10 protein-coding genes are annotated in these 13,142 nt (G+C 58.1%); 9 read left to right on the forward strand and 1 reads right to left on the reverse strand.

From position 1 onward, the window contains the following. Positions 1-286 precede the first annotated feature (286 nt). The 3 genes from metG to AC2FEE_RS06580 all read left to right on the forward strand — a co-directional run bounded on the left by metG (position 287) and on the right by AC2FEE_RS06580 (position 6,579). Positions 287-2,005, forward strand: coding sequence for a methionine--tRNA ligase (gene metG / locus AC2FEE_RS06570; RefSeq protein ID WP_496863884.1), 1,719 nt, complete (start codon positions 287-289; stop codon positions 2,003-2,005). Positions 2,006-2,253: 248 nt separating this feature from the next. Continuing rightward, positions 2,254-3,438, forward strand: coding sequence for an efflux RND transporter periplasmic adaptor subunit (locus tag AC2FEE_RS06575; protein WP_496863886.1), 1,185 nt, complete (start codon positions 2,254-2,256; stop codon positions 3,436-3,438). Positions 3,439-3,441: 3 nt separating this feature from the next. Then, the gene (locus AC2FEE_RS06580) at positions 3,442-6,579 is read left to right on the forward strand and encodes an efflux RND transporter permease subunit (protein WP_496863888.1); all 3,138 of its coding nucleotides are present in this window, start codon (positions 3,442-3,444) and stop codon (positions 6,577-6,579) included. A 38-nt stretch (positions 6,580-6,617) separates the two neighbouring features. On the opposite strand, the gene glpD is transcribed toward AC2FEE_RS06580, so the two are convergent. Beyond that, positions 6,618-8,204 carry a glycerol-3-phosphate dehydrogenase gene (gene glpD / locus AC2FEE_RS06585; protein WP_496863890.1) on the reverse strand — a complete coding sequence of 529 codons (1,587 nt, stop codon included), beginning with the start codon at positions 8,202-8,204 and terminating at the stop codon, positions 6,618-6,620. A gap of 191 nt (positions 8,205-8,395) precedes the next feature. Between glpD and AC2FEE_RS06590 the strand changes: the two genes are divergently transcribed. The 6 genes from AC2FEE_RS06590 to AC2FEE_RS06615 all read left to right on the forward strand — a co-directional run bounded on the left by AC2FEE_RS06590 (position 8,396) and on the right by AC2FEE_RS06615 (position 13,141). Continuing rightward, the gene (locus AC2FEE_RS06590) at positions 8,396-9,157 is read left to right on the forward strand and encodes a DeoR/GlpR family DNA-binding transcription regulator (protein WP_496863892.1); all 762 of its coding nucleotides are present in this window, start codon (positions 8,396-8,398) and stop codon (positions 9,155-9,157) included. Positions 9,158-9,271: 114 nt separating this feature from the next. Continuing rightward, complete coding sequence (locus AC2FEE_RS06595) at positions 9,272-9,427, forward strand: DUF5993 family protein (RefSeq protein WP_366550990.1); 156 nt, start codon at positions 9,272-9,274, stop codon at positions 9,425-9,427. A 9-nt stretch (positions 9,428-9,436) separates the two neighbouring features. Beyond that, positions 9,437-10,003 (forward strand): disulfide bond formation protein B, encoded by a 567-nt coding sequence (locus tag AC2FEE_RS06600; RefSeq protein ID WP_366550991.1) that lies wholly within the window; start codon positions 9,437-9,439, stop codon positions 10,001-10,003. A 34-nt stretch (positions 10,004-10,037) separates the two neighbouring features. After that, positions 10,038-10,400, forward strand: a complete 363-nt coding sequence (locus AC2FEE_RS06605; protein ID WP_496863895.1) for a DUF3302 domain-containing protein — start codon at positions 10,038-10,040, stop codon at positions 10,398-10,400. 21 nt (positions 10,401-10,421) lie between these two features. Continuing rightward, positions 10,422-11,567: an HlyD family secretion protein gene (locus AC2FEE_RS06610; RefSeq protein ID WP_496863897.1), complete on the forward strand. Its 1,146-nt coding sequence runs from the start codon at positions 10,422-10,424 to the stop codon at positions 11,565-11,567. Between the two features lie 11 nt (positions 11,568-11,578). Then, a complete protein-coding gene (locus AC2FEE_RS06615) occupies positions 11,579-13,141 on the forward strand; it encodes an efflux transporter outer membrane subunit (RefSeq protein ID WP_496863899.1) in 1,563 nt (520 codons plus the stop codon). The last annotated feature ends 1 nt before the right edge of the window (position 13,142 follow it).

Below are 13,142 nucleotides of genomic sequence, written 5' to 3' on the forward strand. Positions count from 1 at the left end.
CAATCGCACCCATGACATTGTCTTGGTCTGCCTGAACGATCGGCACCAGAAAATTGGTCAGACAGGGAATTGCGGTCACCTGTATCAGGCGATGAACCAAGAATAGCTTCGTTTATCCCCCGTGAACAATTTGCGCGCCCGTCATATAAGGTCAGGGGCCATCACGCGAAAGCCACGCGGCACATGCACATACACGTCTTTTCGGGCGTTTATCAGAGAAACCGGGCTTTTGCTGGCGGGTCACATAAGGTAGACGGGCGCGCAGATAGATACTTGGAAGCGCAAAATGGCCCGGATTCTCATCACCTCGGCGATCCCTTACATCAACGGGATCAAGCACCTCGGCAACCTGATCGGCTCGCAATTGCCTGCCGATCTATACGCGCGCTACCAGCGTGGCCGGGGGAACGAGGTCATGTTCCTGTGCGCGACCGATGAACATGGTACTCCGGCGGAACTGGCTGCTGCCAAGGCGGGCAAGCCGGTGGCCGAATACTGCGCCGACATGTATGCAGTTCAGGCGGATATCGCCAACCGTTTCGGCCTCAGTTTCGATCACTTCGGCCGCTCTTCCAGTGATCAGAACAAACGTCTTACACAGCATTTCGCGGGTAAGCTGGATGATGCCGGACTGATCCGTGAAGTCAGTGAAAAACAGGTCTATTCCAACGCCGATAAGCGTTTCCTGCCTGATCGCTATATCGAAGGTACCTGCCCCAACTGCGGTTATGAGCGCGCGCGTGGCGACCAGTGCGAAAACTGCACTAAGCAGTTGGACCCGACTGACCTGATCGAACCGCGCTCCGCCATTTCCGGTTCAACCGATCTGGAGGTGCGAGAAACCAAGCACCTGTATCTGCGGCAATCCTCGATGAAGGATCAGTTGGATGCGTGGATCGATGGCAAGAAAGACTGGCCGATCCTGACCACCTCGATTGCAAAAAAGTGGCTGCATGACGGCGACGGACTGCAGGACCGCGGCATCACCCGCGATCTGGATTGGGGTGTGCCGGTCAAGAAAGGTGATCAGGATTGGCCGGGCATGGAAGGCAAGGTCTTTTACGTCTGGTTTGACGCGCCGATCGAATACATCGCCTGTGCCAAGGAATGGGCGGACGCCAGTGGCAAGTCCGATGCCGAGTGGGAGCGCTGGTGGCGTACCGACAAGGGCGCCGATGACGTGCGCTATGTTCAGTTCATGGGCAAGGACAACGTGCCATTCCATACACTGTCCTTCCCGGCCACCATTCTGGGATCGGGCGAGCCGTGGAAGATGGTCGACCACCTGAAATCCTTCAACTACCTGAACTACGACGGCGGTCAGTTCTCGACCAGCCAAGGCCGTGGCGTGTTCATGGACCAGGCGCTGGAGATTCTGCCCGCCGATTACTGGCGATGGTGGCTGCTGAGCCACGCGCCGGAAAGCAGCGACAGCGAATTCACGTGGGAAAACTTCCAGCAGTCGGTGAATAAGGATCTGGCCGACGTTCTGGGGAACTTCGTCAGCCGGATCACCAAATTCTGCCGTTCGAAATTCTCCGAAGCCGTGCCCGAAGGCGGAAGCTATGGCGAGCGTGAACAGGCGCTGATCGAGGAACTTACCCGTCGCGTCCGCGCCTACGAAGGGCATATGGAAGCAATGGAGGTCCGCAAATCCGCGCAGGAACTGCGGGCGATCTGGGTGGCGGGCAACGAATACCTGCAAGCCGCCGCCCCGTGGTCGACCTTCAAGGAAGACCCGGAACAGGCCGCAGCTCAGGTACGTCTGGGTTTGAACCTGATCCGTCTCTATGCCGTTCTAAGCGCCCCCTTCATCCCCGAAACCTCGGCCAAAATGCTGAGCGCGATGAACACGCTGGACACAAGCTGGCCCGATGATGTCGCGGCGGCACTCAGCGCCCTGCCCGCCGGACACGCCTTTACAGTGCCCGACGTTCTGTTTGCCAAAATCACCGACGAGCAGCGCGAAGACTGGGAAAACCGGTTCGCAGGCACGCGCGACTGATCCTGTTCGAAATTTGAATTGGGAAACCGGGGGCCAGACGGCCCCCGTTTTCGTTTCCCTTGCCGGAGATTAGTCATGAGAACTCGAGCACATGGACCTAAGTCAGCTTGCTGACGAGATAATTCCCCCAGGTCCCTTCCCGCGCGTCGCATTCAAGAAGCTTGAGATATAATCCTAAAACGGCCATCCTGACCCGAATTCAATCGACTCGCCGGGGCGCCAATCTGCCCTGGCGCAAAATCCTTAGAATGAACGAGGCGCCTGCCATGTCCCTTGCGTTGAAGAACTTGAATATCCGTCACAGCGGACCGGCTCAGGCCATTGCTGCCCTGATCTGCCTGGGAATGGTGCAAGCGGCATCCGCGCAGGATCAAAGCGACGCCCCCCCGCCCAAAGTGTCGATTGCTGCGGCCTATACCGAGGAGATTACCGAAGAAGCCAGCTTTATCGGCCGCGCCGAGGCGCTGAACAAGGCCGACATCGTGGCGCGCGTCAGCGGGTTTCTGGAAAGCCAGAACGTTGAAGATGGCGCGCTGGTGAAACAGGGTGATTTGCTCTTCACCATTGAACCCGATCTCTATGAGGCGACGGTAGAGGCACGCAACGCCGATCTGGACAAGGCAGAGGCCAATCTGGAACTCGCCAAGGTCGAACTGGCCCGTAAACAAGAGCTGTACGAACGAGACGCCACCCCTGAATCCGAACGCGATATCGCACGCGCAAATGAACTGGTGGCCGAAGCACAGGTCAAGGCCGCCAAAGCTGCGATCCAGCAGGCCGAACTTGATCTGAGTTACACCAAAATTCACGCACCGTTTGACGGGCGCATTGGTCGGGTAGCAATCAGCGTCGGTGACGTGGTCGGTCCGAACAACCCGCCACTGGTCAATATCGTCAGCGAGGCCCCGATCTATGTAAATTTTTCGCTGAATGAAAAGCAGTTTACCTCGGTTCTTGAAACCGTGGGCGAGAACCCTGCATCCCTAAGCGAAAGCGACAAAAGCCCGAACGTTCACATAGATCTGCCGAACGGCTCGGAACTGGATGAAACCGGCAAAATCGTGTTTGTCGACAACCGGATCGACCCTTTGACCGGCGCCATTACAATGCGTGCCGAATTCTCGAACGCCGACCGGCTGATCGTGGACGGCGCTTTTCTGAACGTGCGCATCGAGGCCCTGCAACCCACGCTTGAGGTTCTGGTGCCACAGGCCGCACTGCAACGCGATCAAAGGGGTGAATTCGTACTGGTCGTCAATGACCAGCAAATGGTCGAACAGCGTTACATCACCACCGGCGACAACGAAGGCACGGCAGTGATCGTCAAAGACGGCCTGCGCGAAGGGGAAAGTGTCATCGTCGAGGGCCTGCAAAGGGTCCGCCCCGGCGTCGCTGTTGACGCCGTCGTGGCGTCTGAGCAGCCGGGAGAGTAACAGATGTTCTCAGCCCTATTCATCAGCCGGCCCAAGCTGGCGCTAGTTATATCGCTTGTCCTGACAATCATGGGCGGCATCGGTTATCTGGTTCTGCCGGTGGCCCAGTTCCCTGACATCACACCACCGGTGGTCAGTGTAACCACCACCTACACCGGCGCCAACGCCGAGACGGTGGAAAACACCGTCGCCGCGCCGATCGAGGCTCAGGTGAACGGTGTGGATGACATGATCTACATGACGTCCACCTCGTCTGATAATGGTTCTTATTCGTTGAATATTACCTTTGAGGTCGGCACCGACCCTGATATCGCCTCGGTGAACGTGCAGAACCGCGTGGCACAGGCCATGTCTTCGCTGCCGGCCGAGGTGACGTCTTCGGGCGTGGTGACGCAAAAAGCGTCGACAAACATGCTGCTGCTGGTGACGCTAACCTCGCCTGATGGCACGTATGACAGTGTATTTCTGTCGAACTATGCCTCGATCAACCTGAAAGACGCGCTGGCGCGGGTTCAGGGTGTTGGTAAAGCAGACGTTCTGACCAATCTGGAATACGCCATGCGGATCTGGATGGACCCGGATCAGATGGCCGCCCTGTCCATCACGCCCGGGGATGTGATCAACGCCATCCGCGAGCAGAACGTCGAAGTGTCAGCAGGCTCGATCGGTGCCCCACCAGTGCCGGAAGGGCAAACATTCCAATACACGATCAAGACCAAGGGCCGCCTGACTTCGGCCCAGGAGTTCGGCGACATTGTCATCCGCACAGGCGATGCAGGGTCCATCGTTCGCGTCAAAGATATCGCACGGGTGGAACTGGGCGCGGAATACTATGCGGCCTCTGGTTACTTTGACAGTGTTCCGGCAACCGTCATCGGCATCTATCAGGCCCCCGGCGCCAACGCGCTGGCAGTATCTGATCGGGTCGAGGCCGAACTGGAGCGGTTGTCGCGCAGCTTTCCCACGGATGTGGAATATGCCGTGCCGTTTAACACAACTGACTTTGTGGAACAGTCGCTGAATGACGTGGTCACAACACTGATCATGACCTTCACGCTGGTGATCACGGTTGTTTTCATCTTCCTGGGTAGCTGGCGGGCCACGATCATTCCCGCCGTCGCGATCCCGGTTTCTCTGATCGGTACATTCGCCTTCCTGCTGCTCTTCGGCATGTCGCTGAACACGATCTCATTGTTCGCGCTGGTTCTGGCCATCGGGATCGTGGTGGATGACGCCATTGTTGTGGTTGAAAACGTCGAACGGATCATTGCAGACGAGGGGCTGCCCCCTGCCGAGGCAACCCGCAAGGCCATGGGTCAGATCACTGGCCCGGTCATCGCGACCACGCTGGTTCTGCTGGCCGTGTTCGTGCCGGTGACCTTCATGCCGGGTATCTCTGGGCGGCTTTATTCGCAGTTTGCTGTGACGATCTCAACTGCCGTTGTGATCTCGTCAATCAACGCGCTGACCCTGTCACCGGCCTTGTGCGGGCTGGTTCTGCGTGCTCGCTCGGGCCCGCCAAAGGGGCTGTTGGCGGTGTTTGAGAATTTCATCGGCACCATTCGCGGCGGCTATGTGGCCATCGTGCGCAAGCTGCTGATCCTGCCGGTCATTGGCCTCGGTGTGATCGTCGCGCTGGCAATGGGTACTGGGACCATCATGTCCAATACGTCCAGCGGGTTCCTGCCGCTTGAGGACAACGGCTATCTGTTTGCCGACATTCAGCTGCCCGATGCGGCGACGCTGGAGCGTACCGAGATTGTCTCGGCCCGGGTCGATGATCAGATTCAGCAGATCCCCGGCGTGGCCAGCACTGTTCTGATCAACGGGTTCTCGATCCTGAACGGCACTACGACTAACGGCGCTGCGATCTTTGTGAACCTGGATAACTGGGATGAGCGTCAGGAAGACGACCTGAGCGCGGACGCGATCCTGCAAAAGGTACTGGCCATCGCCAATGGTGAGTCCGCGGCCTCGATCGTGGCCTTCAACCCGCCGCCCATTCAAGGCTTGGGCATGTCTGCAGGTGTCGAGATGGAGGTTCAGCAGACCGGGGGCGGAACGCCTCAGGATCTGGCCTCGGCCGTGGGATCGTTCGTCTATGCGGCGAACCAGCGGCCCGAGATCGGACAGGCCTACACCACTTTCCGAGCAAACGTGCCGCAGCTTTTCGTCGATCTGGACCGTGAGAAGGCCAAGACGTTGCAAGTATCCGTGGCCGAAGTGTTCCAGACCATGCAGGCGCAGTTGGGGTCCTACTACGTGAACGACTTCAACCTGTTCGGCCGTGTCTATCGCGTGATGATCCAGGCCGACGGCAGCTATCGCGACAACGTCGAGGACATTTCAAACCTCTATGTCCGCTCGCAACAGGGTGAGATGGTTCCGCTCGGAACGCTGGTCGATGTTGAAAACGTGCTGGGTCCGGTGCTGCTGAAACGCCATAATCTGTTCCGCTCGGCGACTGTGACAGCGGTTCCTGCGCCGGGGCTTTCGACGGGCGACGCGATCAATGTCATGACCGAGGAATCGGCAGCCGCCCTACCCCCGGGCTATGCGTTCGAATGGACAGGGACGGCGCAGCAGCAGTTGGCTTCCGGCAGTCTCGTGATCGTCATTCTGGGTCTGGCAATCCTCTTCGGCTATCTGTTCCTTGTCGGACAATACGAAAGCTGGACGATGCCGGTTTCGATCCTGCTATCGGTGATTGTCGCCCTTTTCGGGGCCGTAGCTGCCGTGGCCATCGTGGGCAGTGACATCAACCTCTATACGCAGATCGGGATGATTATGCTTGTCGGTCTGGCCTCGAAAAACGGCATCCTGATCGTTGAGTTTGCGATGGAGCAGCGGGCCAACGGCCTTTCGATCAAGGACGCCGCCGCCGAGGCCGCATACCAGCGGTTCCGCGCGGTGATGATGACCGCACTGTCCTTCCTGCTGGGTGTTGTACCGCTGCTGGCAGCGAGCGGCGCAGGTGCGGCCAGCCAGAAAGCCATCGGCGTCGCCGTGTTTGGTGGCATGTTGGCGGCCACGCTGGTCGGTGTCATTCTGGTTCCGGTTCTGTATGCCCTGATGCAAAGCCTCAGGGAATGGATTAAGGGCACAAAGAAAGATCCGGGACCTTCCGAGGAAGCAGCGTAAATCAAAGAAAAGCCCCGCCAGACAGGCGGGGCTTTTTCTTAGGCAGCAGCTTGCGCGCTGCGCTGCGACATCCATTCTTGGATCCGGGCAATCTGATCGGCAGTCAGCCGTAGGCCCAGCTTGTTCCGGCGCCAGACGACATCATCGGCCTTGCGCGCGTATTCCTTATCCATCAGCCATTCCAGCTCCTGCGCGGTCAGAGTGGAGCCAAAGTCCTCGCCCAAGTCGCCCGAGGATTTTGCGTCGCCCAGAATAGTGCGGGCCTCGGTGCCATAAGCCCGTACAAGACGTTCAGCCCAGGCGCGATCCAGAAAGCTGAAATCAGCCTCGAGACCGGCCACCAGATCCTGCACCCCATCGACAGGGAAATCCCCGCCAGGCAAGGCAACCCCGGCCGTCCAGGCACCGGGTAGGTCTGCGAAATGCTCGGCAACTTTCTCTAGCGCGCTCTCCGCCAAACGCCGGTAGGTCGTGATCTTGCCACCAAAGACGTTCAGCACCGGCGCTCCGCCCTGCGCGTCGACCTTCAACGTATAATCCCGCGTCGCTGCAGTCGCGCTGCTGGCCCCGTCATCGTACAGGGGCCGCACGCCGGAATAGGTCCAGACGATGTCGTCGCGGGTCACCGGTTTCTTGAAATACTTCGTCGCAAAGGTGCACAGATAGTCCTGCTCAGCCTCGGTACAGATCGGAGGCTCGGACGGGTCCGGATGGTCCTGGTCCGTGGTGCCAATCAGGGTGAAGTCGCGCTCATACGGGATGGCAAAGATGATGCGACCATCTTCTCCTTGGAAGAAATAGCATTTGTCGTGGTCGAACAGCCTGCGGGTCACGATATGGCTGCCGCGCACCAGCCGAACGCCTTCGCGCGAGTTCACGCGGATTTTCGTCTGGATGATGTCCCCGACCCACGGACCGCCCGCGTTGATCAGCATTTTAGTCCGGACAACACGTGTCTCATCGCTGTCGCGATCCCGGACCGTCACCTCCCAAAGGTCGCCCAGACGTTCCGCCGACAGAACCTCGGTACGGACCATGATCTTCGCTCCGCGCGCCTCGGCATCGCGGGCGTTGAGGACAACCAGCCGGGAATCCTCGATCCAGCAATCCGAATACTCATAGGCCGTCTCGAACTTGCCCTGCAGCGGCCGCCCCTCGGGTGCGGTTTTCAAATCCAGCGCGTCCGTGCCCGGCAAGATTTTACGCCCGCCCAGATGATCATACATGAACAGACCGAGTCGGATCAGCCACGCCGGGCGTCGCCCCTTCATCCACGGCATCACCGTGCTGAGCAGGCGTGAGGTCGGGGTTTCCGAGTCAAATCGCATATCCTCGTGATACGGCAGCACAAACCGCATTGGCCAACTGATATGCGGCATTGCTCGCAGCAGGGTTTCGCGCTCGATCAATGCCTCACGCACAAGGCGGAACTCGAAGTATTCCAGATACCGCAACCCGCCGTGAAACAGCTTGGTCGAGGCCGAAGACGTGGCCGAGGCCAGATCGTTCATCTCGGCCAATGTCACCGACAGCCCGCGCCCCGCCGCATCGCGGGCGATCCCGCACCCGTTGATACCGCCGCCGATAATAAAAAGATCGGAAGCCTGATCCTGTGTCTGTTTCATTTCCGAATGATTCCCCATTTGGTGGAAAACGCGCGCCCATTAACCTTGCGCGCCCTCGTTTCGTCAACGTTTGTTTTCGTTTATGTTCGTTTTGTCACATATTGGAATGGATGGTCGTTTTCCACCCCTCACGGAGTTGAAAACTTCTAAAAACAGAACAAAAACGAAAACACCTTATTCGGAGCCAAAACGTGTCCCTATCCTTTCGCCAATCAGATATCCTGAACATCGCCAGACAGGATGGCCGCGTGATGGTCGAAGATCTGGCTACGCGGTTCGAAGTCACGGTTCAAACCATCCGCCGTGACCTGTCCGAACTGGCCGACATGGGTAAACTCGACCGGGTACATGGTGGCGCGGTCCTGCGCTCGGGTGTGTCAAATATCGGCTATGAGGATCGCCGCGCCCTGAACGCCGACACCAAGGCGCGCATCGCTCAGACATGTGCGCAGGATATCCCAGACGGTGCGTCCGTGTTCCTGAACATCGGCACCTCGACCGAGGCCGTTGCCCGGCAACTGCTGAATCACAAAGACCTGATGGTAGTGACCAACAACATGAACGTCGCCAATATTCTGGTCGACAACCCAAACTGTCAGATCGTTGTGGCGGGCGGCGTGCTGCGCCGTTCGGATGGAGGGTTGGTCGGCAACCTGACGATTGCAACTATCGAGCAGTTCAAGTTCGACTATGCCATCATAGGGTGTTCAGCATTGGATGCCGAAGGTGATCTGATGGATTTTGACTTTCAAGAAGTTCGGGTCAGTCAGACCATCATTGCCCAAGCCCGCCGAACCTGCCTGGTGGCCGACCACTCCAAATTCCAACGCACAGCCCCCGCCCGAATTGCCTCATTGTCCGATGTCGATGTGTTCTATACCGACAAAGCCCTTCCCAATGCACTGACCAAGAAATGTTCCGAATGGCGAACACAATTAAAGCTGTGCGCCTGACCCCAAGTAATTCGCATTAAACGGGAATTTCCTTCGCGAGTTCTTGCCAGAACCAAATTCACCTGACACACTCCCCCATATTGCAATCGTCGCACGGGAGGGGAGAACCGAGCCATGATAGCGCTTTTATTTGCGTTACTTACAGCCACGATGGGGCTGAATTATTTTCAACGAACCACCGCGGCCAATGCGCTGTTCTTTTTCACGCTGGCGTTGAGTGTATATTGGCTGAAATTTCACGCCACCAGTCAACTGACCATCCAATTGTAGGGGGCAGTGATGACGCCGGAACTTTCACGCAATCTCAACGCTCTTGGTATGTTGGCCGTCAGTCTGGTGTTGGTGCTGGCCTATGTCTACCAACTGAAACTCTATGAACTTCCCTGCCCTTTGTGCCTGTTGCAAAGGGTTGGGTTTGTGGCCGTCGGGGTTGGGCTGGGCCTGAATTTGCTGTACGGCGCGCGACCGCAACACTATGCCATCATGTTGCTTGCGGCGCTGTTCGGCGGCAGTGTGGCCGTGCGCCAGATTCTGCTGCATATCGTACCGGGGACTGGTCACTATGGCTCGCCGGTTTTGGGGCTGCACTATTACACCTGGTCTGCGATCTGCTTTTTCCTGATCTTGCTGGGCACAGCCTTCATGCTGTTGTTTGACCGGCAATACGCCGAAAACTCCCAACAACCGCGTTTTGGTGGAAGCATTTTGGCCAAAAGCGCGTTTTTCATCATGCTGGGGCTGGCGGTGCTGAATGCGGTGTCGACCCTAGTGGAATGCGGGCCAGGAATTTGCGCAGACCCTCCCACCAGCTACAAATTGATTGACGAACTGGGCACCAACGGCTGAGGATAGGGTAACCTTCCCAAAAGGAGGCACGAGCATGGGACTATTGGGGCAGCCGCTGGGCTATTACGACTACCTGACTTTCGTGGCATTGATCCTGCTTCTTGCGGCGGTGATGGCGCTGATCCTGTTCATCATGGGGTTACCGGGGCGGATCGCAATTAAACGCAATCACCCCCATGCCGAAGCCGTCAAGATCATGGGGTGGATGGGTTTTCTGGCTGTTGTGCCGTGGGTGCATGCCTTTATGTGGGCCTTCCACGATGGCGTCACAGTCGACATTCGGCGCACACCCGATGACGAAAAAGATGCGATCCGCAAGGAAATCAAGCGGTTGGGCGGAACGGTGAACGAAGAATACAGCGATCCGCTAGACCCTGACGAGAAGCAGAAAAGCTAAGGCCAAAGGAAGTCACAGAATATGTTTGTCGCCCTCGGCATTACGCTGTTCTACATCATTTTCGTCTGGTTCATTTTCTTCAAAGCGAAGTTGCTGAAGTTCAACATCACCTGGGGTGTCGTTTCATTCTGGGTCGGCGCGCATCTGCTGCTGATTTTCCTTGTCGCACTGCGCTTTTTTCAACCGTTTTCGCTCGACAGCCACGTGGTGCGTTCGACCATCCAAATCGTGCCGCGACTGACTGAACCGACGATCCTAACCGAGGTGCTGGTCGAGCCGAATACCGAGGTGAAAAAGGGCGACCCCCTATATCGCTTTGACGCCACAGTGTTCGCTTTGGAAGTTGAAGAGGCGACCGCTCAGCTGGTGGCAGCCGAGCAGAATGCCAAAATCCTGGAACAGGACGTGATCGCGGCGTCCGAGGCCATCGAGCGCGCAAATGCGCAGCTGGCTTACGCCCTGACCCAACAGGCGCGGTACGAGAACCTCGTGCCCGCTGGTGGCGCAAGGCAGGACGAATTAGATCGCTGGGATGAGCAGGTCACCGAGGATCAGGCACAGGTCAAAGAGGCCGAGGCCAATCTCGAAAAGGCTCAACTGGCGCTGGATTCCCAGATTGACGGGGTCAATACCGGCATCCTTCAGGCGCAGGCACAGCTGGATAAAGCCCAGTATTTCCTTGATAACACGACGATCTATGCACCCGAAGACGGCATGATCGTCTCGCAACAGGCGCGTCCCGGTCTGGTTGTTGGCGATATCCGGCTGGGTGCAATTGCCAGTTTCGTGACCAAGGACAATCCTTACATTCTAGCCACCTATCGTCAGCAGAACCTGAAATTTGTCGAGCCCGGTCAGGAGGTAGAGGTCGCGCTGGACCTTTATCCCGGCGAGATTCTAACCGGCAAGGTCGAAGCAATCTGGTGGGCTACGCGTCAGGGTCAGTACCTGCCCTCAGGCCGCCTGCCCGGCTTTGAGTTTCCAAAACTACCGGGTCGCATCGCGGTGCAGATCTCGGTTGAGATTCCGGATGGTCACACCTTTCCCGCAGGCGGCCACGCGGCGGTGGCAATCTACACCGGTCAGGGCAAAAGCTTTGAGTTTCTGCGGCGCATCAACATCCGCCTCTACTCCTTCGCCAACTTCATCAGACCATTGGATATCTGAGGACGCATGACATGACCCGGGCCAAGTTTCACCGCACACTGATCAGCACCGCCCTATGCGCGGCCCTGCTGGTCGGCTGCGCCCCAGTCGGCCCGGATTTTGTACGTCCGAATTCTCCGGTCGTGAAAGAATGGATTGAGGTCAACAGCCCCAGCGCCGGACCCAGCGGCCTAACCTCGCGCAGCGCGCCGGTGGTGAAATGGTGGGAGACGTTCAACGATCCCACCCTGAACAAACTGATCGCCGAGGCTTATGCGCAGAACCTCGATCTGCAGGTCGCCGGAGCCCGCGTTCTGCAGGCGCGCGCGCAATTGGGGATCGCGTTCGGAGAATTGTACCCGCAATCGCAAGCCATCGGAGGATCGATCGAGCGGCGGCAGATCAGCGATAACCTCGGACCGATTTCCGATATCCAACGGATCATTCCCTTGGATACCGAGTTTTCGACCTCGCAAGTTGGTTTCGACGCACAATGGGAACTGGACGTCTGGGGCCAACAACGCCGCGGCGTTCAGGCCGCACGCTCAAATCTGGCGCTGCAGGTGGCAAACTATGACGACGCACTGGTAACGCTGACCGGCGACGTTGCGGCGCTGTACGTTAATATCCGCGCCTTGCAAGAGTCCCTGGCCGTCGCACGCGAAAACATCAAATTGCAACAGGACTCCGCTGACCTGACCGAATTGCGTTTCGACAACGGAGTAACGACCGAGTTGGACGTGCAGGAGTCCACGGCCCTGCTGAACAACACTAAGGCTCTGGTGCCCGAAATTGAGAGCGACATTCAGCAAGCTAAGAATGCGCTAGCCGTGTTGCTGGGCACCACTCCGTCGCGGATGACCGGTCTGCTGGGTAATTCCGGTCGCATCCCCTCGGCCCGCTCCAACGTCGCCGTTGGCGTTCCGGCGGAATTGTTGCGCCGCCGTCCGGATGTGCGCGCAGCCGAACTGGCGGCAGCCACGCAGTCCGCTCAGGTGGGTATCGCGATAGCCGACCTTTACCCTCAGTTTATCCTGTCGGGGTCCATCGGCCTGCAAGCCTCGGGCGGGCGGGACTTGTTTACCTCAGCCAGTTCGACAGGCTTGGCCAATGCCGGGGTGGTCTGGAACGTGCTGAATTACGGTCGGATCAAGAACAACGTCCGTGCACAGGATGCGGCCTATCAGGCGCTGATCGCCAACTACCAGAACACTGTCTTGACTGCCTATTCCGAGGTTGAAAGTGCGATGGTTGCCTATGTGCAGTCACGCAAACAGGTTGGCTTTTATGAGAACAGCGTCACTGCATCGCGCAAGGCTGCCGAGATCGCAGTGGACCAATATCGCGACGGTATTGCCGACTATTCCCGCATCCTGAACACGCAGACTGCGCTGCTGCGGTCGCAGGCCAATCTGATCGAGGCGCGACAGCAGGTGTCGAGCAATCTGGTAGCGGTGTACAAGGGTCTGGGCGGTGGCTGGCAGATCCGTCAAAATCAGGAATTCCTGCCCGAGACCGTTCTGGCCGAAATGGCCTATCGTACAGATTGGGGCGATCTGCTGCAGGAAACCCCGACCGGCGCAACCCTGAACTGAC

It is taken from the genome of Ruegeria sp. YTSC199 (genome assembly GCF_059609725.1).

Coding starts and splice junctions, on each gene's coding strand:
- AC2FEE_RS06600 (WP_366550991.1), top strand. CDS start 9,437: ATGACGCCGGAACTTTCACGCAATCTCAACGCTCTTGGTATGTTGGCC.
- AC2FEE_RS06610 (WP_496863897.1), top strand. CDS start 10,422: ATGTTTGTCGCCCTCGGCATTACGCTGTTCTACATCATTTTCGTCTGG.
- AC2FEE_RS06595 (WP_366550990.1), top strand. CDS start 9,272: ATGATAGCGCTTTTATTTGCGTTACTTACAGCCACGATGGGGCTGAAT.
- AC2FEE_RS06615 (WP_496863899.1), top strand. CDS start 11,579: ATGACCCGGGCCAAGTTTCACCGCACACTGATCAGCACCGCCCTATGC.
- glpD (WP_496863890.1), bottom strand. CDS start 8,204: ATGAAACAGACACAGGATCAGGCTTCCGATCTTTTTATTATCGGCGGC.
- AC2FEE_RS06575 (WP_496863886.1), top strand. CDS start 2,254: ATGAACGAGGCGCCTGCCATGTCCCTTGCGTTGAAGAACTTGAATATC.
- AC2FEE_RS06580 (WP_496863888.1), top strand. CDS start 3,442: ATGTTCTCAGCCCTATTCATCAGCCGGCCCAAGCTGGCGCTAGTTATA.
- AC2FEE_RS06605 (WP_496863895.1), top strand. CDS start 10,038: ATGGGACTATTGGGGCAGCCGCTGGGCTATTACGACTACCTGACTTTC.
- metG (WP_496863884.1), top strand. CDS start 287: ATGGCCCGGATTCTCATCACCTCGGCGATCCCTTACATCAACGGGATC.